Source organism: Aeromonas intestinalis (assembly GCF_054052485.1).
In genome coordinates this window covers 44,907-65,910 of sequence record NZ_JBSTYK010000020.1, presented here as the reverse complement: position 1 = coordinate 65,910, position 21,004 = coordinate 44,907, and the positions used below count along the sequence as shown (strand labels likewise).

Below are 21,004 nucleotides of genomic sequence, written 5' to 3'. Positions count from 1 at the left end.
AATCGCCATAAAAAACAGGGAGCCTCGGGCTCCCTGTTTTGCATTCAAGACGATTATGGCAGCAAGGTCCAGGCCTCCTGCCAGTGGGAGCCAATGCCCGGCTCATACTGGGTGGCTGTGCTCGCCCACTGGCTGCACCAGCCGCTGTAGGGGAAGGGCTTGCACTGGTAGATCTTGCCGTTCTTGGGTTGCAGCACCTTGGTGCCGGCGGTGTAGGCGGCCACGCCCTCGGGGAAGCTGTACTGATAGTCACCGCCACTGGCCGGATCCTTGAGCATCAGATCCAGGGTCTGCTGCACGGCCGCGCCTCCCGATTTGGGTTTGCCCGTGATCACCAGTTGATGATGGCCGGCACTCAACCCGGTCAGCGACATGGTGAAGCTCTGGCTGCTGTCCTTGATGTCGGCGCTGCTCTGACCCCTGGCGACGCCACCATGGTCATAGAGGGTGTTGGTGACAGCGAGATCCCCTTGCGCCGCGACCGTGAAGCTCAGGGTCAGCTTGCCGCCATCGAGCAAGTACTCGCTCTCCAGGCCGCTCACGCTGACGCTGTCACCGATCGGCGGTTGTTGCTGCTCGAGCTGGATCTCGACCCGTTGCAAGTTGCTGCCTGCTTTGAGGAAGACAGGGTTCTGGCCGTAGACGGGATTGAACTGGCCGTCACTTCCTTGCTGACCGGCGCGGATCTGGCTCTGTTCCCCGTTGATCTTGCTGGCCAGGGCGTGGGCCCAGTTGTTCTTCTGACCCTGCTCGGTGCTGGCGATGGTCAGCACCGTCTGCAGATCCGTGCGCTCGCCGCTTGCATCGAACACCCGGATCATGGCCTTGTCACCGGCCGCGAGATCGATGGAGGGATAGATGGTCCCGCCCTGGCTCCAGCTCAGGGGGGGCTGGGTGCCACCCTCGAAGCGGGCGTCGATCAGGTTGTAGAAGCTGTTGGTGGTATCCCCCACCTCCCAGACACCCAGGATCACCTGATAACCGGTACGGGCAGGCAGGACGCAGTTGTGGGTAACCTGCTTGGGCGGTTGCACCATGCCCCCGTCGATGACGCAGAAGGGGGTGAGGTCGAAGGAGGCCCGGGTCAGCGGCTGGTTCGGATCCCAGTCCTGTTTGGTGAGGTAGTAGCGCCAGTTGCGGGTGGTGTGGTTGGCGGTGAAGGTCCAGCTGATGGCGAAGGGGCCGGCTTTCACGTCGCGCTTGGTCCAGCGATCGCTGGTCTGGGCGTTGAGCTCGCCAAATTGCGGATGGCCGGCGGCGGCAATCTGACCATCGGCCGGGCCGCCAGCGGGGAAGCCGGACGGCGCCTCCAGGCTCTGGGGCTCCCACTGAATGGCGCCGCACTGGATGTTGCCACCCGTCTTGCACAGGTAGTTGCGTGCCTCCGGCTGGCTGATGTAGCCGTGAGCGAGCACGCCGCCACTGGCCAGCAGTGCGAGCGCCGCCGTGAGGTGATTGAGTTGAATAGTTGCTGCCATACATTCCTCTGTTCGATAGATGTGGGCAGTCAAGTTGGCAGGGGAGTTTCCCGAAACACTGTGCTGCAACCCCGCTATCCTGGACGACATGTCTTTAGACCGGAGGCTTTGCGTCCTGGCCTTTCAACCAGTTTGCCAAATGACTACAAAATGGGTCATGGTGTCGCGTTTGACTACGACGCTCCCATCATGACTTCTTTCTATTGAATTATTAAGTGTAAATCTTTACAGCTTGTTCTCATCGGAGTAGAGCCAATACGCCACTTTTTGATTTTATTCCCCGATGTGGCCCCGGCCTCCCTGCCACCGGCACCCAGCGCCGCCAGGAAGACTCCATTCACGAAGATAATCCCTTGTTCGCGGCAGACAGCGGAGCCCGCTTTTGCTAGCGTGATGAGGCGCATCCTCGCGCACCCGCCCTGCTGTCAGGGCGCCATCAAAAAGGAACGGCCGGCCAGTGGCCGCCGATAAAAAGAGGGACCTTATGATTTCCACTGCCAGGAATTACTTGAACCAGCTCAATGCCGATTACCTGAAGGTACACAGGCGCAAGGAGGATCTCTTCTGGTCCACCTACATGGGCACCAGCGATGATCAGGCCGGGTTCACCGCCGCCGAACAGGCCTACAAGGCATTCTGCGCCGATCCGACCCGCCTGCCGGTCTTGCGGGCCATGCTGGCCGAGGCCGAAGGGGCGGATCTCAAACGGGGGCTCGGGGGCTGGATAGCCTTCTTCGAGTGCAACGTCATCGAGGACCCGCAGGCTGCGGTGCTGATGGACGAACTGGTGGCCGCCGAGGCAGAGCTGTTCGCCCGTCGCAAGGAGCTCAAGCTGACCCTGCTGGACGAGCAGGGGCGGCAGGTGTCCGGCAGCCTGCCGGCAGCCAGTGCCTCCCTCGCGGCCAGTGCGGATGAGGCGGTGCGCCAGAGCGCGCTCGCCATGTTCCATACCCTGGAGCAGTGGGTGGTCGACAACGGCTATCTGGCCATCGTCACGCTTCGCAACCGCTTCGCTCGCGCCATGGGCTATCGGGATTACTTCGACTACAAGGTGCGCAAGAACGAGCAGATGAGCCCGGAGCAGCTGTTTACGGTGTTGGATGACTTTATCGCCCGCACCGAGGATCGGGTGCACCTGGGCCTCGCCGAATTGAAGGGCGCCAAGGGGGAGGCGGCGCTGCTGCCCCACAACCTGCGCTATTTCGTGAGCGGCGACGTGACCCGTCAGCTCGACCCCTACGTGCCCTTCTCCCGGGCCCTGAAGGATTGGGTCGAGAGCTTCCGTCGCCTCGGCATCCAGTACCGGGAGGCGACCCTGACCCTGGATCTGCTGACCCGGGAGGGGAAATACGAGAACGGCTTCTGCCATGGCCCGGTGCCGAGCTTCTGGCAGGAGGGAGAGTGGGTGCCTGCCGTGGTCAACTTCACCAGTCTGGCGAACCCCGCCCAGGTGGGCAGCGGCTGGAATGGCCTCAACACCTTGTTCCACGAGGGGGGGCACGCGGCGCATTTTGCCAACGTCACCGGCAACGCCCCCTGCTTCTCCCAGGAGTTCCCGCCCACCTCCATGGCCTATGCGGAGACGCAATCCATGTTCTGCGACAGCCTGCTGGACGATGCGGACTGGCTCAAGGGGTACGCCCGCAATGAGGCGGGGGAAGCGATCCCGGATGACCTCATCAAGGCCATGATCGAGGCTCGCCAGCCGTTTCGGGCCTTCAACGAGCGGCAGATCGCCCTGGTCTCCTACTTCGAACGGGATCTCTATGCCATGGAGGACGCCGAGCGCACTCCGGCTGCCGTGCTGGCGCTGGCCCGCCAGTGGGAGCGCAGGATCCTGGGAGTGGAGAGTCCACGCCCGCTGCTCGCCATTCCGCACCTGCTCAATCAGGAGTCGGCCTGCGCCTACCACGGCTACCTGCTGGCCCTGATGGCGGTGGAGCAGACCCGTGCCTACTTCCTGCGCCGGGATGGCTACCTCACCGACAACCCGCGTATCGGCCCGGATCTGGCGGCCCACTACTGGGGGCCGGGCAACGGCATGACCCATGATCAGACCCTGCAGAGCCTGACCGGCGAGGGCTTCAGTGCCGCGCCCCTGGCCCGGGTGTGCAACCAGAGCGTGGAGGATGCCTGGGCAACGGCCTCGGCCTGCATGGCGGCGGCGCGTCAGCGCCCACCCGTCGGTGACGGCGCTCCCCTCAACGCCCACATCCGGGTGGTGCACGGGACCGAGCTCATCGCCGACAACAGCGAGTCGGAAGCCCGCATGCTGGCGGACTTTGAAACCTGGATCCTGCGCCATTATCAGGGGGAGAGTCAGCCCGCCTAGGGGCCAACGGTGATGTCATCGAATGCCTGTACAAAAAAGCCCCGAAAGGGGCTTTTTTTATCGGGCTCAGCGGGCGTCAGGCAGGGTACGACAAGAGGTGACCCTTGCCGGTTTATCCGCTATCGCCTTCCTCGCTCTGCTGCTATATGTCATGAGGTCGACTTAAGTTCAGATAATTGATTTAGATTTGGTTTATGTTCGATTTGTTGGAATATTTACATTTTAAATATGGACTGGCCTGGCTCCTGAGCAGATGATTGATAGGCCACCCTCGGTGCGAACCGGGTTCGGAAAATCACAGATCTCCCTCGTGAGATGGCTGGATTGCCTATGACGAGGGTCTGATGACTCGCTCCATATCTGATGACGTTCTATATCCATTCAATGATGATGACCGCCTCACACCGAGCCGGGCGAACAGGGATACCAGCATTAGGTACCGTGCCTGCTGTCGCGCGGTATCAGGATATCCACGAGTGATCATCCGGGGGAATCGCCCCCTATTAGTGTTCCCCTCCTCCCTAGTGACTTGTAATCTATTGATATTATTCTGCATAGGTACGGGCTGATGATGTGTCTGGTCGGCTAGACTCCTTGCGGTGATATGGTTCTCATGAACGGAGCATGTTGTGATGAAGAAGATCATGATGGTATCGGGCACTCGCCCTGAAATAATCAAACTCGCCCCCCTCTATCATGCCCTCCTGCAGGCGCCCTGGGCCGATGTGCGCTGGGTGCATACCGGTCAGCATGACAGCATGGCTACCCAGTTGCTCGAGTGCTTCGATATCCGCCCTCACTGGTCGCTGCAGCGCCAGGGGGCCAGCCTCTTTGAATTCAGCCAGGGCTGCCGTGCCCAGCTGGAAGCCCTGATGGCAAAAGAGCACTGGGACATGGTGATCGTGCAGGGGGACACCGAGAGTGCCTTCCTCGGCGCCCTGACCGGTTTCTATCATCAGGTGCCGGTGGCCCATGTGGAGGCCGGGCTGCGTACCTATCGCCTTGACCGCCCCTTCCCCGAAGAGGGGCTGCGCCAGATGATTGGGCGCATCGCACAACTGCATCTGGCGCCGACTCCCCGTGCGCGGGACTGCCTGCTGGCCGAGCAGGTGCCGGCAGCGCGGGTCCATGTCACCGGCAACACCGTCATCGATGCCCAGCTCTGGGCCGGTGAGCGCCATGGCATCCAGCGCAACAATCCCCAGCCGGGTCATCTGCTGGTCACCGTGCACCGCCGGGAGAACTGGGGTGACGAAGTCGACGGGATCTGCCGTGCCATCGCCCGTCTCGCCACCGCTCATCCCGATATGCGGGTGCTCTTCCCGGTGCATCTGAACCCGGTGATCAAGGAGGCGGTCTATCCGCTGCTCGGCCATCTGCCAAATGTCACCCTGACCGAACCCCTCGATTATCTGGCCATGCAGCAGGCCATCGCCGATGCCTGGCTGGTGATGACGGACTCCGGCGGCCTGCAGGAGGAGGCGCCCACTTACGGCGTGCCGCTGCTGGTGCTGCGGGAGGAAACCGAACGGCCCGAAGCGGTGGAGTCCGATTATGCCCAGCTGATGGGCACCGATGAGGAGCGCATCGTCCAGCGTGTCACCGAACTGTGGCAGGCGGCGGACTTTGCCCCGCGCACCATGGCCAATCCGTTTGGTGATGGCCAGGCCTGCGCGCGCATCGTGGCTATCATGGCTGATACCTTGCTGGGGTGATCCTGATGTCGGAATATTGGCTGGTTGATGGCTTTGCCACCTATCTCTACGGTCTGAAGCTGATCGCCATCGTGATGGCGATGGCCATGCTGGTGAGCGGCGTCGACGATCTCTTCATCGATGCAGTCTATTGGCTGCGCGCCACCTGGCGGCGACTGACCGTCTATCGTCGCCACGAACGTCTGGAATACCCGGCACTCTATGAACGGGAGGAGCAGCCTCTCGCCATCATGGTGCCCGCCTGGCATGAGACCGGGGTGATCGGTCAGATGGCGGAGCTGGCGGCGACCCGCTTTGACTACGAGAACTACCAGATCTTCGTCGGCACCTATCCCAATGATCCCGACACCCAGAAGGATGTGGACGAAGTCTGCGCCCGCTTCCCCAATGTGCACAAGGTGGTCTGCGCCCGGCCGGGGCCGACCAGCAAGGCGGATTGCCTCAACAATGTGCTCGATGCCATCTTCCAGTTCGAACGAAAGGCCAACCTCTCCTTCGCCGGCTTCATTCTGCACGATGCCGAGGATGTCATCTCGGACATGGAGCTGCGGCTGTTCAACTATCTGGTGGATCGCAAGGATCTGATCCAGATCCCCGTCTACCCCTTCGAACGTCCCTGGTACAACTTCACCAGCCTGCATTACCTGGACGAATTCGCCGAGCTGCACAGCAAGGATGTGCCGGTGCGCGAGGCCGTCTCCGGCCAGGTGCCCAGTGCCGGAGTGGGCACCTGCTTCAGCCGCCGGGCCGTCATCGCCCTGCTGGAAGACGGCGACGGTATCGCTTTTGACGTGCAGAGCCTGACGGAAGACTATGACATCGGTTTTCGACTCAAGGAGAAGGGGATGGAGGAGGTGTTCGTACGCTTCCCCGTCATCCGCGAGGCCAGGAGCACCCCGAACAAGCGCTGGCGGCTTGGCATGCACGAGCGGGATACCAACGTCATCTGCGTGCGGGAATACTTCCCCGATACCTTCCAGACTGCGGTGCGCCAGAAATCCCGCTGGATCATCGGCATCGTCTATCAGGGCTTCAAGACCCACAAGTGGAGCAACAACTGGAAGCTCAACTACTTCCTCTGGCGTGATCGCAAGGGGGCGCTGACCAACTTCCTCAGCTTCACCGCCAGCCTGATCCTGCTGCAGCTGCTGGCCCTCATCCTCTACCAGTGGCTGGCACCGGATCCCTACTACTTCCTCTCCATCTTCGAGGGGGACAGCTGGTTGATCACCCTGCTCTGGATCAACATGTTCCTGATGAGCAACCGCATGTTGCAGCGGATGATCTTCGTGACCCGCTACTACGGCCTGATCCAGGGGATGATGTCCATCCCCCGGCTGTTCTGGGGCAACATCATCAACTTCATGGCGAACTGGCGGGCCCTCTCCCAGATCATCGCCCAGGGGGATCCCCGTCGGGTGGCCTGGGACAAGACCACCCACGACTTCCCGAGCCTCGGGGAGGAGAACCGGGCGCGCCGTCCCCTCGGCCAGATCCTGGTTAGCCAGGGCAGCCTGAGCAAGCAGCAGCTGGACGAGGCAGTACTGAACATGGAGCCGGGTCTGCGCCTTGGCAGCAGCCTGGTGCATCAGGGCCTGATCACCCCGGAACAGCTGGCCGCCGGTGTGGCGGAGCAGAGCGGGGTCGCCTGGGAGCACGTCGATGCCTTCAGCCTGCCCGAGGATCTGCTGGAGAAGGTGCCTCCCAACGTGGCCGTGCATTACGGGGTAATCCCCCTGCGCATGGAGAAAGAGGTGCTGGTGCTGGGGTGCGAAACCTATCTGGACCCTGTCTCTCTTGGCGCCCTGTCGCGCAAGCTCGCATCGCGGGTCTCCTATGTGATTGCCTGCAAGGGGGAAGTCACCCTGGGGCTGCGTCGCTGGTATGTGCGATCCACGCGTACCGACCCCAAGGGCGTGCTGCAAAAAGCCCTGGCCGATGGCCTGATCGATGAGGCCGGCTACGCCGATATCTGGTCCCGCTATCAGGCGAGCCAGGTGATGCTGCCGGAGATCCTCACCTCCCTCGGTCATATCGACGAGGCGGCGCTGCGCTCCCTGTTGCTGCGCCACGAGAGCAGTGAAGAGGTGCTTGGGGACTTTCTGGTCGATCAGGAAGTGGTCAGCGAACAGGTGCTGGCCCAGGCCAAGGGGCTGCAGAACCGCTATCAACTGAATGTGCATGACTTGCTGCGGGCGGCCGGGGTGAATGATGAAGCCTGGCTGGCGCGACAGAAAGAGGAGACCGTTTGATGCGTCCCGAATTACTGCTCCTGTCCGGGCTCTTGCTCGGGCAGGGTGCCATGGCCGCCCCGGCGGAATATGACCTGGGTCCAGGGGTGAGTAGTTATCAGCGTTTCGTGCTGTACCCACACCTTCAAAAAGGATTTTCTGCTCTGGAACGGGGGCATCGTGACAGGGCCATCGCCGAGTTCGAGCAGGCTCGCAAGTTGCAGCCCGAGAACCCGGTCATCGCACTCTATCTGGCACGGGCCTACGAGCATTTTGGTCAGGACAAACATGCCGCTGCGCTGATCCATGAGCAGCTATCCATCACGCCGGGGGACGCCGAACTGCTTGCCATGGCCGAGGGGCTGCAGCGCAAGAACCCACTGGATCCGGCCTGCAATCAGCTCGAGTGCAAGGTGGCGAGAGCCGAACGTGATCTGCTGGATGGGGATCTGGGCGCGCTGGCCACGGCGCTGGAAGATCCCGCCCTGGCGGACAGTTCCCAGGGCCTTGGTCTGCGGCGCAACTTGCTGCAGCGTGCTCTGGGGGAACAGAACTGGCCCCTGGCCGCGGGTCAGTTCGCCTGGCTGGACAAGGCGGGCAAGCTCGGACCCGGCGAGACGAAACAGTGGGTCAACATGCTGCTGGCACAGGACAAGGTCGAACAGGCCGTGGCCTTGCGCCACCGGTTGCCAAGCGATGATGCAGAGCTGGACTTGGCCATTGCCCTGGCCCTTGGCAAGGATCAGCGAGGAGCGACCCTCGGCCGCTACCAGCAGGCCCATGCCCCGCAGTTCCAACGGGCGGATCAGGAGCGGGAGTGGCTGCAACTGGCCGCCAATAACCAGACCCTCGGCAGCGACGAGACCCTGCAGTTTGCCGAGAATCAGGGATTTTATACCAGCCTGATGTTGCCGGTGCTGCGCCGCGAGGGGCGCTGGGCCGAGCTGGACAGGCTGCTGGCCAGGACGCCGGCGCAAGGGAATGCGGAGCTCGCTTTCGAGTCCGCCCTGCATCAGCGCCAGTGGAACAAACTGGCCAGCGAGGGGCGTCAGCTCATCAGGGGCTCGCGTCAGCCCATGGCTACGCTCGAGCAGGTGAGCTATCGCCTGCAGCAGGCGGGCCTCACGGCCGCGAGCCGGGCGCTGCTCATCGACTACTGGCCCTACAAGGGGGCCAGCCAGGCCGAGCGGGAAACCCTGATCCGGCGTCTGACCCTGTTGCAAGGGGAGAAAGGAGCCGCGCCTCTGCCAGATCGGTTGGCCGAACCGCTGCCTGAGCCCGGACTGCGAAGCCTGCAAGCCGGTCTGCTGGCCCAGTCGGGCCAGTGTGACGGTGTGGTACGGGTGCTGGGGGATCTCGCCGCAGACTATGATGCCGACAGCTGGCGAGCGCTCGGCCACTGTTATCGCCAGACCAAGCCGGGTCTGGCGGAATATGCCTTCGCCCGGGCCGCCAGCTTCGGCTTGCCGCAGGATGTGCGCCAGCTGGCTTACCAGGCCTATGAGAATCACCACTATGGGGCGGCACTCAAGGCCTGGCAGCAGGTGACTCTGGCTCCCGAGCAGCAGGAGCAGATGGCCGCCATCCGGTCGGCCCTGGATGCCGGCGATCAGTCCCAGGCGAGGCAATGGCTGGACGGGTATCGGCGGGCCGGCCTGCCCCAGGGGGCGGCATACTGGCGTGCTCTGGCCAGTACCCAGCAGGATGAAGAGGCCATCGCCAGCCTTGAGAAAGCCATCGCCCTGTCGCCCGAGGCATCGGACTATGCGCAACTGGCTCAGCATCATCAGCACCTCGGCCAGACGGCGCAGGCTCGCACGGCGCTGCATTCCGCCAATCGACTGGAGCCGGACAACCGGGAGTATCAACTCGCCTATGGCTATGCCCTGCTGGGCAATGACGAGAAGCAGGCGGCCAGTGACTGGCTGGAGTCCATCTACCGGCCGGGAGATACCCAGCTTGCCGAGCAGCTGGTTTATATCAACCAGTCCCTCGCTCACAACCAGAAGGCGCGGGACTACGCCGCCAAGGCCATCGACGGGGAGCAACCGGCGCAGCTGCGTTACGACCTGAGGCGTTTGCACGAGGATCTGGGCCGCCGCTGGACCTACAGTTTCGATGCCTGGACCGGTACCGGGGCCGGTACAGTGAGTGGTATCGGGGGCAATGCCGTGGCCCAGAGCTATGCCCAGACCGAGGTGGAATATCGCCTGGGGGACGAGCCCATTCGCAATGGCAAGACGCTCTCCGTCTACGGTCGTCTCTATGGCAGCAGCCAGAGCCAGCAGATCTATCACATCAATGAAGGCACCCCTTACGACGGTACCTATGCCGAGGACAGAGGCAGCAATCCTCTCGATTTCAGGGATCCGACTCTGGGGATAGGGCTGCGATGGAAGCCTTTCTCCAGCCAGACCTTCTTCCTCGCGGCCGAGGAGCTGCTCCCCCTCAACAACAGCCAGGGGGGCGAACACGACACCCTGATCCGGGCCAGCGCCTCCTTCCTGAATGACGGCAAATACAGCGACGAGTGGCATGTGGGGGAGAGTGGCTGGTGGGCCCAGAACCTCTATCTGGACGCGGCTCGCTACCTGCGTTCACAGCAGACCAGCCTGGTAGCCGATTATCGTCTCAGCTATCACCACAAGATCCGCTGGGGTGACACCCTCGAGCCCTATGCCCATGTGCAGGGGCGCCAGTACTGGAACGACAAGAGCCCGGATCGGGGTTATTACAACGCTGAGGGGGGCACGGTGGAATATTCGTCGGGATCCGATGACTACACCCTGCTGATGGGGGGCGTCGGGGTGCGCTGGAATCACTGGTTCGGGGAGACCCGCTACGATGCCTGGCCCCACAAGCTGAGCCTGGGGATCGAATACCAGCACAGACTGAAGAGCAATCCCGTCATCAAGGACATCGAAACCGGCGATGACTACGACAAAGGCACCCTGATGATGACCATGGGAGTGAGATGGTGATGAGACATTGGATAACGGCATTGACTCTCATCCTGCTGGCGGCGGCATGGCCCGCCCAGGCGAGTCAGGGGATTATTTATCAGCCCCAGCTGCGGGATGCCGCCATCGGCGAGACGCGCTGGGACGAGATCCTGGCCCAGGTGAAACGGGAAGGTTTCGATACCCTGATCGTGCAATGGACCCGTTACGGTGAGGCCTTCGCCAAGCCGGAGGAGAGTGCCTGGCTGGCGGACCGGCTCAAGCGTGTCAAGGAGGCGGGACTGACCCTGATCCTGGGACTCTATTCCGACCCCGAATTCTTCCAGCATCAGGATCAGAGCGCAGGTCATCTCGATCGCTATCTCGGTCAGCAGGAGAGCCACAACCTCTCGCTGGCGCAGGAATGGCAGGCGCGTCTCGGCGAGGGGCACATCGCAGGCTGGTACCTGCCTGCCGAACTCGATGATCTCAACTGGCGGGCGCCCGAGCGCCAGGCACTGCTGGCTCGTCACCTGGCGAGTCTTGGCAAGGCGCTCAATGAGTTGAACCCGGTGCCCGTCTATATCAGCAGCTTCTTTACCGGCAAGATGAGCCCTGAAGCCTATCGGGAAATGCTGACCCTGATGGCGCAGAACGGGGTGAGCCTGCTGGTGCAGGATGGCAGCGGGACCGGCGTATTGAGTCAGCCGGAGCGGAACCTCTATCTGAGCGCCCTCGAGCCCTGCGAGGGACGGGTGGCCGGGCTCATCCACGAGCTGTTCGTCCAGCAGCAGGGCGAAGGCGCCTTCCAGGCCAAGCCCCTGGCTGAGAGCCAGCAACGGGCTCTCTGGTCGGCACCGGGCCGGTGCGGCAGCCAGCGCTGGTTCTTCTCCTTGCGCTACTTGCCAGGCTTGGCAGACCTGCGTTGAAGCCAGGGGCTGCGACACTTGCGGTCGCAGCCCCTGCCGTTTAAAACTGTTAATTTTAATAGCGAATTATCAGCCTCAGGTAGCGTCTATTAATCGATATGGCTTGATAACCCTGGCCATAACAATGTTTTTCGCCGCAAATTTTATCCCCACCATCAGTCTGCGTTCAGGCCAAGTTCATAATATCCCCCCATTGACTAATGTCGACGCAGACTCAAAATCGACCGCCTCGCCACCCCCGATGTGAATCGGGTTCGGAAAGTCGCAGGTCTCCTCTGGAGATGGCTGGACCGCACATACGAAGGGCAATCTCTGCCTTTCACCCTCAAATCCCCGAGTGTCCATGTCCCGTTGAATGATCAGGCTCAACCCTGATCCGCCATGGCTGGCGCCACGAAATCTGGGTGTATGTTGCGAATGAATCGCATGTTTTATCTTCTCGCGTTGTTGCCCGGGTTGTCCCGGGCGGGGGCGCTCGATCAGGAAAGAGAAGCCTGGGTCATCCAGGCGCGGCAGGGGCAGCTCGAGCGTGCTGCCGCAGGTCTGGATGCCCTCTACCGGCGCAGCCAGGATGGCAAGGTGCTCGACGACCTCATCGCCGTGCAACTCTGGCGCAAGGATCCGGCAGCCGCCCTGGCGAGCTGTGAGCCCTGCGAGTTCAAACCCATCTCCGATGTCTCCCTCGAAGCTCTCGCCAGAGCGGCGCGGGACGAGCGTCGTTATCCCCTCGCCATCAGCTACTACCGCATCTTGCAGGGGCGGGCGCCGGATAACCGCAATGCCTGGCTCGGTCTCTACCTGAGCGCCAGCGATCAGGGCAACCTGACCCTGGCCCGGCAGGCCGCCAGCGATTATGAGTCCCGCTTCGGCCGGGATGAGGCCATTCTGGATGCCCGCATCTATGGGGCATGCAGACAGGATGATGCCATGGGGGAGATGCTGGCCCGTCAGCAGTGGCTGGAGCAGGACCCCGACAACCCCGAGCAGCTGCTGGCGCTCTATCGGGTCGCGGTGAGCCTGGGGGCGGGTCCGGCGGCGTCGGATCTGATGCGCCAGCACCCTGCGCTGTTCAATCAGATCGACCGGCTCTGGCTGGATCACTATGAGGCGGTCAGCCTGCTGCGCAGTGTCGCCCAGACCGAGGATCCCGCGCTCACCACCCACGCATTGCAGCGGGCGCTGGCGTTGCAGGAGCGGATCCTGCGCGAGGCGCCGAGCGATCACCCCCTGCATCTGAGCAACGAACGGGATCGCATCGTGACCCTGGTGGCCCTCGGGCGCTTCGCACTCGCCGAGCGGGGCTCCGCCGCCCTGCTGGCCAAAGAGGCCCAGCCCGATTATGTGCTGATGGCTCGCGCCGATGCCCTGGCGGGCCTTGGGCGCAGCCGTGAGGCCAGCCTCATCTACGACGAGTTGGCACAGCGGATGCCGGCGGACAAGGAGCTGCGGGAGAAGCGTTTCTATGCCTACACGGATCAGGAACGTTATGAGGCGGCCAGCGGGGTGCTGACCCAGTGGCAGGAACCCCTGACCCGCTGGGACTTCACCGGCAACACCCGCATGGACAACGACGATTACGAGCGACTGCTGCAGTTGCAAAACCTGCTGCTGGCCTGGCGCGGCCAGGCCGATGAGGCCGAGCGCCAACTGCTTGGCTGGCTTGACAGTGCGCCGGCCAATCCCTGGCTCTGGATGCAGCTCGGGGATCTGCGCCGCTGGCGTGGTCAGCCGGATCGGGCCGATGAGGCCTATGCCCAGGCGGCTCGCTGGCTGGCTCCCGCCAGTCAGGTGCAACTCGAACCGGGGCGGCTCAATGCCCGCCTCGATCGGGGTCAGTGGCAACTGACCCCGGCCCGCATCCGCGCCCTGGGGGAGGGCAACCGGGATCGCAAGGCGCTGGGTCAGCGTCTCAAGCAGGAACAGGCGCCCACCCTGATGACCGAGTTCAACCACGGCAGCAGCGAGGGGGGATCCGTGCTGGCAAGCCGGGACTGGCGCTACGACGCCCGTCTCTACAGCGCCCGCAGCGACGCGGGCCATCGTTTGTTCGTGCGCCGTCAGGGGGGCTTTGGCGAGTTTGACGATGAACCCGAGCGCGCCGCCTACAGCGGCCTTGGCATGGAGCTCGCGTTCTACCCGTTGCAATGGACTGTGGAAGGAGGCATGGGCTCGGAGCTCAATCACAGGGGCTATCTGTGGAACCGGCTGGACTGGCGGCTCGGGGATCAGTGGTCCCTCGCGGGAGCCGTCAACCTCAACAGTGCCGACACCCCCCTGCGGGCACTCGCCCGGGGCGACTACGCCGATCAATATCAGCTCGCGCTGAACTGGCGCCAGGACGAGAGCCGGGAGGCGGGGGCTCAACTCGAGCTGATGGATCTTGGCGACGGCAACCTGCGCAAGAGCGTCTCCGGCTTCGTGCGCCAGGATCTGTGGCGCCGGGATCGCTGGTGGTTCGATGGCACATTGCGCGCCGCCAGCTCCCGCAACGATGACGTCGAGGTGGATTACTTCAACCCTCTCGAGGATCGCAACCTGGAGCTGGAGCTGGGCGCCCGCTATCGCCTGCCGCTGGATGCCAACCGTACCCTGACCCAGGGTCTCTTCCTGTCCAGCAGCAGCTACTGGCAACAGGGTTATGGCGGCAGTCAGGGCTGGCAGCTCAGCTACCGCCATGACTGGGTTATCTCACCAGCCCTGAGCCTGGGTTACGGCCTTGGCCGTAGCAAAGCCACCTATGACGGCGATGCCGAGTACGGCGATTTCGTCTTTGCCAATCTGCAATGGAGCTTCCTGTGATGCGCCGACTGCTCACCCCGTTCTATGTGCTCATCTCTCTGCTGCTGCCCTGGGCAACCCAGGCCGCTCGCGAGGGGGAGGACTATGTGGTGCTCTGCTACCACGACATCATCGACCTCAAGCTGACCCCGGATCGCAAGCTGTATCCCCAGACCATGCGTCGGGACACCTTGATCCGCCATTTCAACTGGATCCGGCAGCAGGGTTATCAGCCGGTCAGCTTCCAGCAGATCCTGGATGCCAAGGCGGGCAAGGCTCCCCTGCCTCCCAAGGCCATACTGCTCAGCTTCGACGATGGCTACGAGAGCTTCTATCGCCTGGTCTATCCCCTGCTCAAGCTCTATCAGTACCCGGCGGTGTTCGCGCTGGTGGGCAGCTGGCTGGATGTCCCCCGGGATCAGATGGTGCCCTATGGCGACGACAAGCTGCCCCGTGACTACTTCGTCGGCTGGCCGCAGATCCAGGAGATGCAGGACTCCGGCCTGGTGGAGATAGCCTCCCACACCTTCGCTTCCCACTTCGGCCTGCTGGCGAACCCCCAGGGCAATGTGCAACCCGCGGTGACCACGGCGGGCTGGAGCCCCAAGGGTTACGAGAGCCAGGCGCAATACCGGGCGCGGCTCAAGGCGGATTTCGAGGCGTCGAGCCAGCAGATCCGCCAGCACCTTGGGCAGAGTCCGCGCATCATGGTCTGGCCCTATGGCGCCTTCAACGAGACCGCGCTAGCGGTCGCCAACGACGCGGGCATGCCCTACACCTTCACCCTGGATGACGGGGTCAACCGGTTGGCGGAGTCCGGCAGTCAGGTGCGCCGCTACCTGCTGGAGGAGGAGACCAGCCTGCAGAACCTGGACGAGATCATGGGGGGCAACACCTGGTCCCAGTCGCTGCAGCGGCTGGTGCACGTGGATCTCGACTATGTCTACGACAAGGATCCGGTGCAGCAGGGCAAGAACCTCGACAAGCTGCTGGATCGCATCAAGAACTACGGCATCACCACCGTCTACCTGCAGGCCTATGCCGATGACAACGGCGACGGGGTGGCGGAGGCGCTCTACTTCCCGAATCGCCACATGCCGATGAAGGCGGACTTGTTCAACCGGGTCGCCTGGCAACTGCGCACCCGGGCCGGGGTCAAGGTCTACGCCTGGATGCCGGTGCTGGCCTATGATCTCGGCCCGGGTCACCCTTATGTCACCGACAGCCGCACCGGCAAGCCGGCCCCGGATCAGTATCTGCGCCTGGCGCCCTGGGATCCGGCCAATCGTCGGTTGATTGCGGACATCTACGAGGATCTCGGTTTTTACACCAAGTTCGACGGCCTGCTGTTCCACGACGATGCCTTCCTCGGGGATTACGAAGGGGAGGGGTTGCTGTCGCGCAGCCCGGCGGCGCTCAAGGCGCAGGGGGAGCACAAGACCCGCCAGCTCATCGACTTCACCCTCGAACTGAAAGCGGCCGCCGCCCGCTACCGGCAGGGAGGGCTGGATGGACTCAAGACGGCGCGCAACATCTATGCCGCCCTCATCACCGAGCCCGAGTCCCAGCAGTGGTTTGCCCAGAGCATGGCAGGCTTTGCCGGAGCCTATGACTACACCGCCGTGATGGCCATGCCCTACATGGAACAAGCCGAGGATCCGGATGCCTGGCTCGCCAAGTTGGCGAAGGATGCGCTGGTGACGGTGCCCGCCGACAAGCTGGTGTTCGAGCTGCAAAGCCGCAACTGGCGCACCGATAAGCCCGTCCCCGATGCGGAGCTGGCGCGCTGGATGCGGATCATCCGCGAGCAAGGGGTGACCAACTTCGGCTACTACCCGGACGATTTTCACAACAACCAGCCGGATCCTGCCGAGTTGAAACCCGTTTTTTCGGCGGCGAGCCAGCCAGGTTCCATGACCGGGGCCGTATCAGGGCAGGCGACAGCCTCCGGTAGTCAGGTCGGGAGCCCGCAGCCATGACGACCTTTCTTGACGGACTGGCAGTCTTCACCCTGGCCTACCCCAGCCTGATGGCCATGGTGTGGATGTGCGGCGGTCTCTATTACTACTTCCAGTGGGAGCGGCGGGATCTGGCGCTGGCGAGGCGGGGGGTGACCCTGCCCCGTTATCCCAGAGTGACCCTGATGGTGCCTTGCTACAACGAGGGGGCCAATGTGGAAGAGACCATAGGCCACCTACTGCGCCAGCGCTATCCCGACTTCGAGGTGCTGGCCATCAACGATGGCAGCCGGGACGACACCGGGGCGCGTCTCGATCGACTGGCACTGAAGGATGAGCGGCTGCGGGTGCTGCACCAGCCCAATCAGGGCAAGGCGATGGCCCTCAACCATGCCCTGGGAGAGGCCAGTGGCGAGATCCTGGTGGGCATAGATGGTGATGCGGTCCTCGATCACGACGCCGTTATCTGGATGGTGAAGCACTTTCTGGATAGCCCCAGAGTGGGTGCCGTGACCGGCAACCCCAGGGTGCGCACCCGTTCCACCATCATCGGCAAGATCCAGACCGGGGAGTTCAGCTCCATCATCGGCCTCATCAAGCGAGCCCAGCGCATCTATGGCACCGTCTTCACCGTCTCCGGGGTGGTGGTGGCGTTTCGCAAAGCAGCGGTGGAAGCGGTCGGTGGCTGGAGCACCGACATGGTGACCGAGGACATCGACATCAGCTGGAAGCTGCAACTGGCGGGCTGGCTCATCCACTATCAACCCCAGGCCCTGTGCTGGGTGCTGATGCCGGAGACGGTACGCGGTCTCTACAAGCAGCGGCTGCGCTGGGCCCAGGGGGGGGCTGAGGTGATGTTGCGCTACGGCTCCCGGGTGCTGCGCTGGCAGAACCGGCGTTTCTGGCCGCTGCTGCTCGAGTATGCCGCCAGTGTGGCCTGGTGTTACGGCATGCTGCTTCTGGCCCTGAGCTGGCTGCTGCACCCGGATCTTGCCGCCCTGGCCGAGGGGCACTTTTTCGCCTGGTCCGGGGTGCTGATGACCGGCATCTGCCTGCTGCAATTTGGCATCAGCATCTTCATCGACAGCCATTACGACCGCACCATGCTGCGCAGTTTCATCTGGTGCGCCTGGTATCCCCTGGTCTACTGGCTGCTCAACCTGGTGACCGTGGTTGTCGCCGTGCCCAAGGCCCTGCTGCGCCGTCGCGGCCAGCTGGCGGTATGGGAGAGCCCGGACAGAGGAGAGTCCTTCCGTGAGTAAACATCGACTCGGCAAGGCGATGATCATTCGCAACGGCAACAGACGCAGCTGGCGTTATCGGCTCCGTGACCTGCTGCTGCTGTTGCTGACCTGGGGCAGCTGGCTGTTTCTGGCGCTCCAGCCCTGGTTCAACTATCTCAAGAGCGGTGAGGAGGTGGGCTTCATCGGCTCGCTGGGCTGGCAGGAGCTGGGACAGCTGTTTCTGGCGCTGATAGCGGGTCTGTTCCTGCTGATCCACTCCTGGGCCAGATACAACAAGTTGCTCCATCGGCTGCTGCAACGGCGTCTCCAGTCACGGGAGCGAGATTGAGGCACCCAAAAAACAGGCCCTGCCAATGAGCAGGGCCTGATGTTTCGGGATGGCTCCGCCTAGATCTTCAACAGACGGACGGGCTGGTCCTTGAGGGCCACCAGCAACTGGTGCCCCGGCAGCTTGTGGCCATCGATCAGGATGCTGCCCTTGCCGAAGTTCGCCACCAGCCGGCTGCAGTCGGAGAAGCGGGTCTCCTGCACCCGTCCCACGCCGTCACGCCAGCGAAAGCCCACCAATGCCTTGTCCCACAGCGCCTCGTGCAGGGGGGCGAACTGGGCATCCAGCTTGACCAGTTCCGGCAGACGGCTCTTGAGGGTGCTGCGGCTCAGGTTGACCAGAGGCGGGGTGTTGTAGAGCAAGCCGAGCAGGGCCCGCTCCTCCCGGATGGCGGGGAACTTGAGATTGTCCAGCAGCCAGTGGTGGCTGTTGATCACCGAGTCGTGGAAGACCGCCTGATAGAGGGGCAGCCTATCTGCCGGGTTGAACACCGTCTTGAGGTAGCGGGGTTTGAGGCGAGCGGGCTGGAAGAAGACCTGGGGCGCCTCGTCCGGCCACCACTGGCCGAGGTAGTAGGGGGACTTGGCCTGCTTGCGCATGGCGGCGTCTTCCCAGCCAAAGCCCCAGCTCTGGATGCCGTGGGCAAACATCAGCGGCTGGCTGGTGAGGGCATTGCCATCCTCCGAGCCCAGCACCAGTCCGAGGCGCTCCCCCACCCAGCTCATGCGGGCGTTGCGGGCGGCAATCATGGCCGCGCTGCCCTGCTGGTGGGCCGGGCTGTAGTCGCTGGAGGCCATGGCGGTGCCATCCACATCGAGGAACAGGCTGTTGATGGCGCTGGCTTTGGCCAGCTCCCCCATGCGCTCCTTGGCGAATGACAGGGTGCAGCCGGGGTTGAGATAGACCCCTTCGCCACCAAAGCCGGGTCTGGGCTTGCCGTCTGCCTCTATGATGGCGCAGCGCTTGCCGAGCTCGGTGGGCAGCTGGGCGGTGAGCCAGCTGTCATTGCTACCCGGGGGAATGGCTGTGTCATAGGAGTCATAGCTGCCCACCAGATAACCCAGTCGCTTGGCGGCAGCGATGGCCTGATCCTGTTGCAGGGCGGCGGTCCATTGGGGGGTACCGAGCCAGAGCTTGCGCAGCCCCGCCTGATGGAGCGCCTCTATGACCGGCAGGGAGAGCCCCTGGCCCCAACGAGCCTGGGACACCAGCTGAGCGCCAAACTGGCTCTTGGCCCACTGCTGACGCAAGGCGAGCACCTTGCCTTGCAGCAGAGGGCCCTGCTGGGCGGGGAGCGGCAGCTGGCGGGCGATCAGCCGGTTGACCCCCTCCATGATCTGGGTCTGTTGCCAGATCTGGGGGGCTGGTGTTGCCAGTGCGGCCTGCTCCTCGCTGCCAAAGGCCTTGAGCCACTCCGGCTTGCTCAGGATCTTGGCCTGCAGGCCGGCCCAGTCTTTCACATCCTGCCTGTCCAGCAGGGCATCCCCCCACAGATAGAGATGGCTGGCACCGATGAGGCGCCGCCCGGCCGGGATGTGGCCGAACTTGTCGGCGAGGGATTGCCAGGCACCCTCGGCCTGCAGCCATTCCCTATAGCGCCTCGCCCCCGCCAGCCAGTCGTCCCCGACGTTCAGGCGCACCACCAGGGGAGCCCGGTTGAAGTGATTGAACTCGTGGCTGGCGGTGAGTTGCAACCTGCCCCCCTTGCGGCTGAAGGCGAGGTGGTTGTCATAGGGGCTCTGCAGGATCCAGCTGTAGGTCTGCTTGCCCGCATCCTGGCTCCACATCGGCAGCTTGAGGTCGTAATGGGTGTCGATCTCGCTCAGCTCGTCGCCGATATAGCCGAGCCAGTCGCTGTCACGCACCGAGAAGCGGCTGCCCTCACCAAAGGCCATGGAGAGGTGGGTCTGGTTCTTTGGCAGGCTGTACCAAGCGATCTGGCGGGGACCGTCACTGGTGAGGGTGAGCAGCAGGTCCTGGCCGTCCAGTTCCACTTCGACCTGGGTCTCCTGTGCGGGCCAGCGCCAGCGTATGCCTTGCTTGTCCTGCTGCAGGTGGCTGACCTGACGAGCCGCCTGTCCCGCGCTGACCGGCACGTCGCCCACCGAGATGGCGAGGGTGTCCGGATCGATGCGATAGCTCAGATGTTCCCCTTGCAGCAGCAGAGGAGCCGCACTCAGGGGGGCGGCCAGCAAGAGGCCGAGCAGGCCGGTGCCGACGAGGGAAAGAGGGGGCATGGGGTCTCCTTGGAACACGATCGGCGTCAGGGTATATCCAGAGGAAAGGGAAGGAAAGTATCAATAAAGAAGTGGGATTATTTGAGTCTTCCTTTTGTGAGCCAATGCCTATCTCTCTGTTTTGGCTGTGCATTCATCCGGGGAAGCATGATCACTGGCATGAGCCCGTCGGACTGGTCTCAGATATGTTTCTCTGGATATATTGAGTATTGATGGCGATCCAATATCATGGCGCTCGCTTGCCACAGTGCCCCCGTCAGGGCGTGGCGACATTCAGATGATGTGCTAACAAAAAAGCCCCAGAGGCTTGTCGAGGGATGGAATGAGAGCCGTATTGCTGTGTTTGCTGGGGCTGTGGCCCGCATTGAGTTTTGCCAGCCTGTCTGCGGACATGGTGGTGGTCAAGAAGTCGAGCTATAGCCTGACCCTGATGAAGGATGGCAAAGAGGTCAAACGCTACTGGATCGCCCTGGGCCCGGCGCCCATCGGTCACAAGCAGAAGGAAGGGGATCAGCGTACGCCGGAAGGACGCTACATCCTCGACTACAAGAAGACCAACTCAGGCTTCTACAAGGCCATCCACATCAACTACCCGAATCTGGACGACATCAAGGCGGCCAACGAGAAGGGGGTCAATCCGGGTGGCATGATCATGATCCATGGTCAGCGCAACGACATCGGCAACCGCCGCCTGCAGCCGTCCAACTGGACCAACGGCTGCATCGCCATGCTGAACCACGATCTGGACGAAGTGTGGGGCGCCATCGAGCCCGGTACCCCCATCGTCATCCAGCCCTGATCCCCATGGATCCTGCCCGTCTCGTCGCCGCATCGG

12 protein-coding genes and 1 riboswitch are annotated in these 21,004 nt (G+C 63.0%); of the genes, 10 read left to right on the top strand and 2 right to left on the bottom strand.

Going from position 1 to position 21,004, the window contains the following annotated elements; translation table 11 throughout:
• Positions 1-53 precede the first annotated feature (53 nt).
• Entirely contained in the window at positions 54-1,478 is a 1,425-nt protein-coding gene (gbpA, locus tag ACW5W7_RS19540; protein ID WP_456502777.1) for an N-acetylglucosamine-binding protein GbpA, read from the bottom strand.
• A gap of 61 nt (positions 1,479-1,539) precedes the next feature.
• A riboswitch (cyclic di-GMP riboswitch) is annotated at positions 1,540-1,625 on the bottom strand.
• Between the two features lie 337 nt (positions 1,626-1,962).
• On the opposite strand from gbpA, the gene ACW5W7_RS19535 reads away from it, so the two are divergent.
• From ACW5W7_RS19535 to ACW5W7_RS19495, 9 genes are all read left to right on the top strand, one after another.
• On the top strand, positions 1,963-3,810 hold the full coding sequence (locus ACW5W7_RS19535) for a M3 family metallopeptidase (RefSeq protein WP_456502776.1): 1,848 nt from the start codon (positions 1,963-1,965) through the stop codon (positions 3,808-3,810).
• 632 nt (positions 3,811-4,442) lie between these two features.
• Positions 4,443-5,525 carry a non-hydrolyzing UDP-N-acetylglucosamine 2-epimerase gene (wecB, locus tag ACW5W7_RS19530; RefSeq protein WP_349919592.1) on the top strand — a complete coding sequence of 361 codons (1,083 nt, stop codon included), beginning with the start codon at positions 4,443-4,445 and terminating at the stop codon, positions 5,523-5,525.
• Positions 5,526-5,530: 5 nt separating this feature from the next.
• Entirely contained in the window at positions 5,531-7,777 is a 2,247-nt protein-coding gene (gene nfrB, locus ACW5W7_RS19525) for a cyclic di-3',5'-guanylate-activated glycosyltransferase NfrB (protein ID WP_456502775.1), read from the top strand.
• Entirely contained in the window at positions 7,777-10,737 is a 2,961-nt protein-coding gene (locus ACW5W7_RS19520; protein WP_456502774.1) for an NfrA family protein, read from the top strand. Before nfrB ends, ACW5W7_RS19520 begins: the two co-directional genes overlap by 1 nt.
• Complete coding sequence (locus ACW5W7_RS19515; protein WP_456502773.1) at positions 10,737-11,624, top strand: DUF4434 domain-containing protein; 888 nt, start codon at positions 10,737-10,739, stop codon at positions 11,622-11,624. The genes ACW5W7_RS19520 and ACW5W7_RS19515 overlap by 1 nt, the downstream gene beginning before the upstream one ends.
• Before the next feature lie 426 nt (positions 11,625-12,050).
• Positions 12,051-14,423 (top strand): poly-beta-1,6 N-acetyl-D-glucosamine export porin PgaA, encoded by a 2,373-nt coding sequence (gene pgaA / locus ACW5W7_RS19510; RefSeq protein WP_456502772.1) that lies wholly within the window; start codon positions 12,051-12,053, stop codon positions 14,421-14,423.
• Positions 14,423-16,381 (top strand): poly-beta-1,6-N-acetyl-D-glucosamine N-deacetylase PgaB, encoded by a 1,959-nt coding sequence (gene pgaB / locus ACW5W7_RS19505; RefSeq protein ID WP_456502771.1) that lies wholly within the window; start codon positions 14,423-14,425, stop codon positions 16,379-16,381. Before pgaA ends, pgaB begins: the two co-directional genes overlap by 1 nt.
• Positions 16,378-17,622 (top strand): poly-beta-1,6-N-acetyl-D-glucosamine synthase, encoded by a 1,245-nt coding sequence (gene pgaC, locus ACW5W7_RS19500; protein ID WP_456502770.1) that lies wholly within the window; start codon positions 16,378-16,380, stop codon positions 17,620-17,622. The genes pgaB and pgaC overlap by 4 nt, the downstream gene beginning before the upstream one ends.
• The gene (locus ACW5W7_RS19495; RefSeq protein ID WP_456502769.1) at positions 17,615-17,932 is read left to right on the top strand and encodes a hypothetical protein; all 318 of its coding nucleotides are present in this window, start codon (positions 17,615-17,617) and stop codon (positions 17,930-17,932) included. Before pgaC ends, ACW5W7_RS19495 begins: the two co-directional genes overlap by 8 nt.
• A gap of 59 nt (positions 17,933-17,991) precedes the next feature.
• On the opposite strand, the gene ACW5W7_RS19490 is transcribed toward ACW5W7_RS19495, so the two are convergent.
• Positions 17,992-20,169: a glycoside hydrolase gene (locus tag ACW5W7_RS19490; RefSeq protein ID WP_456502768.1), complete on the bottom strand. Its 2,178-nt coding sequence runs from the start codon at positions 20,167-20,169 to the stop codon at positions 17,992-17,994.
• 322 nt (positions 20,170-20,491) lie between these two features.
• Between ACW5W7_RS19490 and ACW5W7_RS19485 the strand changes: the two genes are divergently transcribed.
• Entirely contained in the window at positions 20,492-20,968 is a 477-nt protein-coding gene (locus ACW5W7_RS19485; protein WP_349919577.1) for a L,D-transpeptidase family protein, read from the top strand.
• Positions 20,969-21,004 lie beyond the last annotated feature (36 nt).

Excerpts from the sequence above, each read along its gene's own strand:
- gbpA (WP_456502777.1), bottom strand. The coding sequence starts at position 1,478 with ATGGCAGCAACTATTCAACTCAATCACCTCACGGCGGCGCTCGCACTG.
- ACW5W7_RS19535 (WP_456502776.1), top strand. The coding sequence starts at position 1,963 with ATGATTTCCACTGCCAGGAATTACTTGAACCAGCTCAATGCCGATTAC.
- wecB (WP_349919592.1), top strand. The coding sequence starts at position 4,443 with ATGAAGAAGATCATGATGGTATCGGGCACTCGCCCTGAAATAATCAAA.
- nfrB (WP_456502775.1), top strand. The coding sequence starts at position 5,531 with ATGTCGGAATATTGGCTGGTTGATGGCTTTGCCACCTATCTCTACGGT.
- ACW5W7_RS19520 (WP_456502774.1), top strand. The coding sequence starts at position 7,777 with ATGCGTCCCGAATTACTGCTCCTGTCCGGGCTCTTGCTCGGGCAGGGT.
- ACW5W7_RS19515 (WP_456502773.1), top strand. The coding sequence starts at position 10,737 with ATGAGACATTGGATAACGGCATTGACTCTCATCCTGCTGGCGGCGGCA.
- pgaA (WP_456502772.1), top strand. The coding sequence starts at position 12,051 with ATGTTTTATCTTCTCGCGTTGTTGCCCGGGTTGTCCCGGGCGGGGGCG.
- pgaB (WP_456502771.1), top strand. The coding sequence starts at position 14,423 with ATGCGCCGACTGCTCACCCCGTTCTATGTGCTCATCTCTCTGCTGCTG.
- pgaC (WP_456502770.1), top strand. The coding sequence starts at position 16,378 with ATGACGACCTTTCTTGACGGACTGGCAGTCTTCACCCTGGCCTACCCC.
- ACW5W7_RS19490 (WP_456502768.1), bottom strand. The coding sequence starts at position 20,169 with ATGCCCCCTCTTTCCCTCGTCGGCACCGGCCTGCTCGGCCTCTTGCTG.
- ACW5W7_RS19485 (WP_349919577.1), top strand. The coding sequence starts at position 20,492 with ATGAGAGCCGTATTGCTGTGTTTGCTGGGGCTGTGGCCCGCATTGAGT.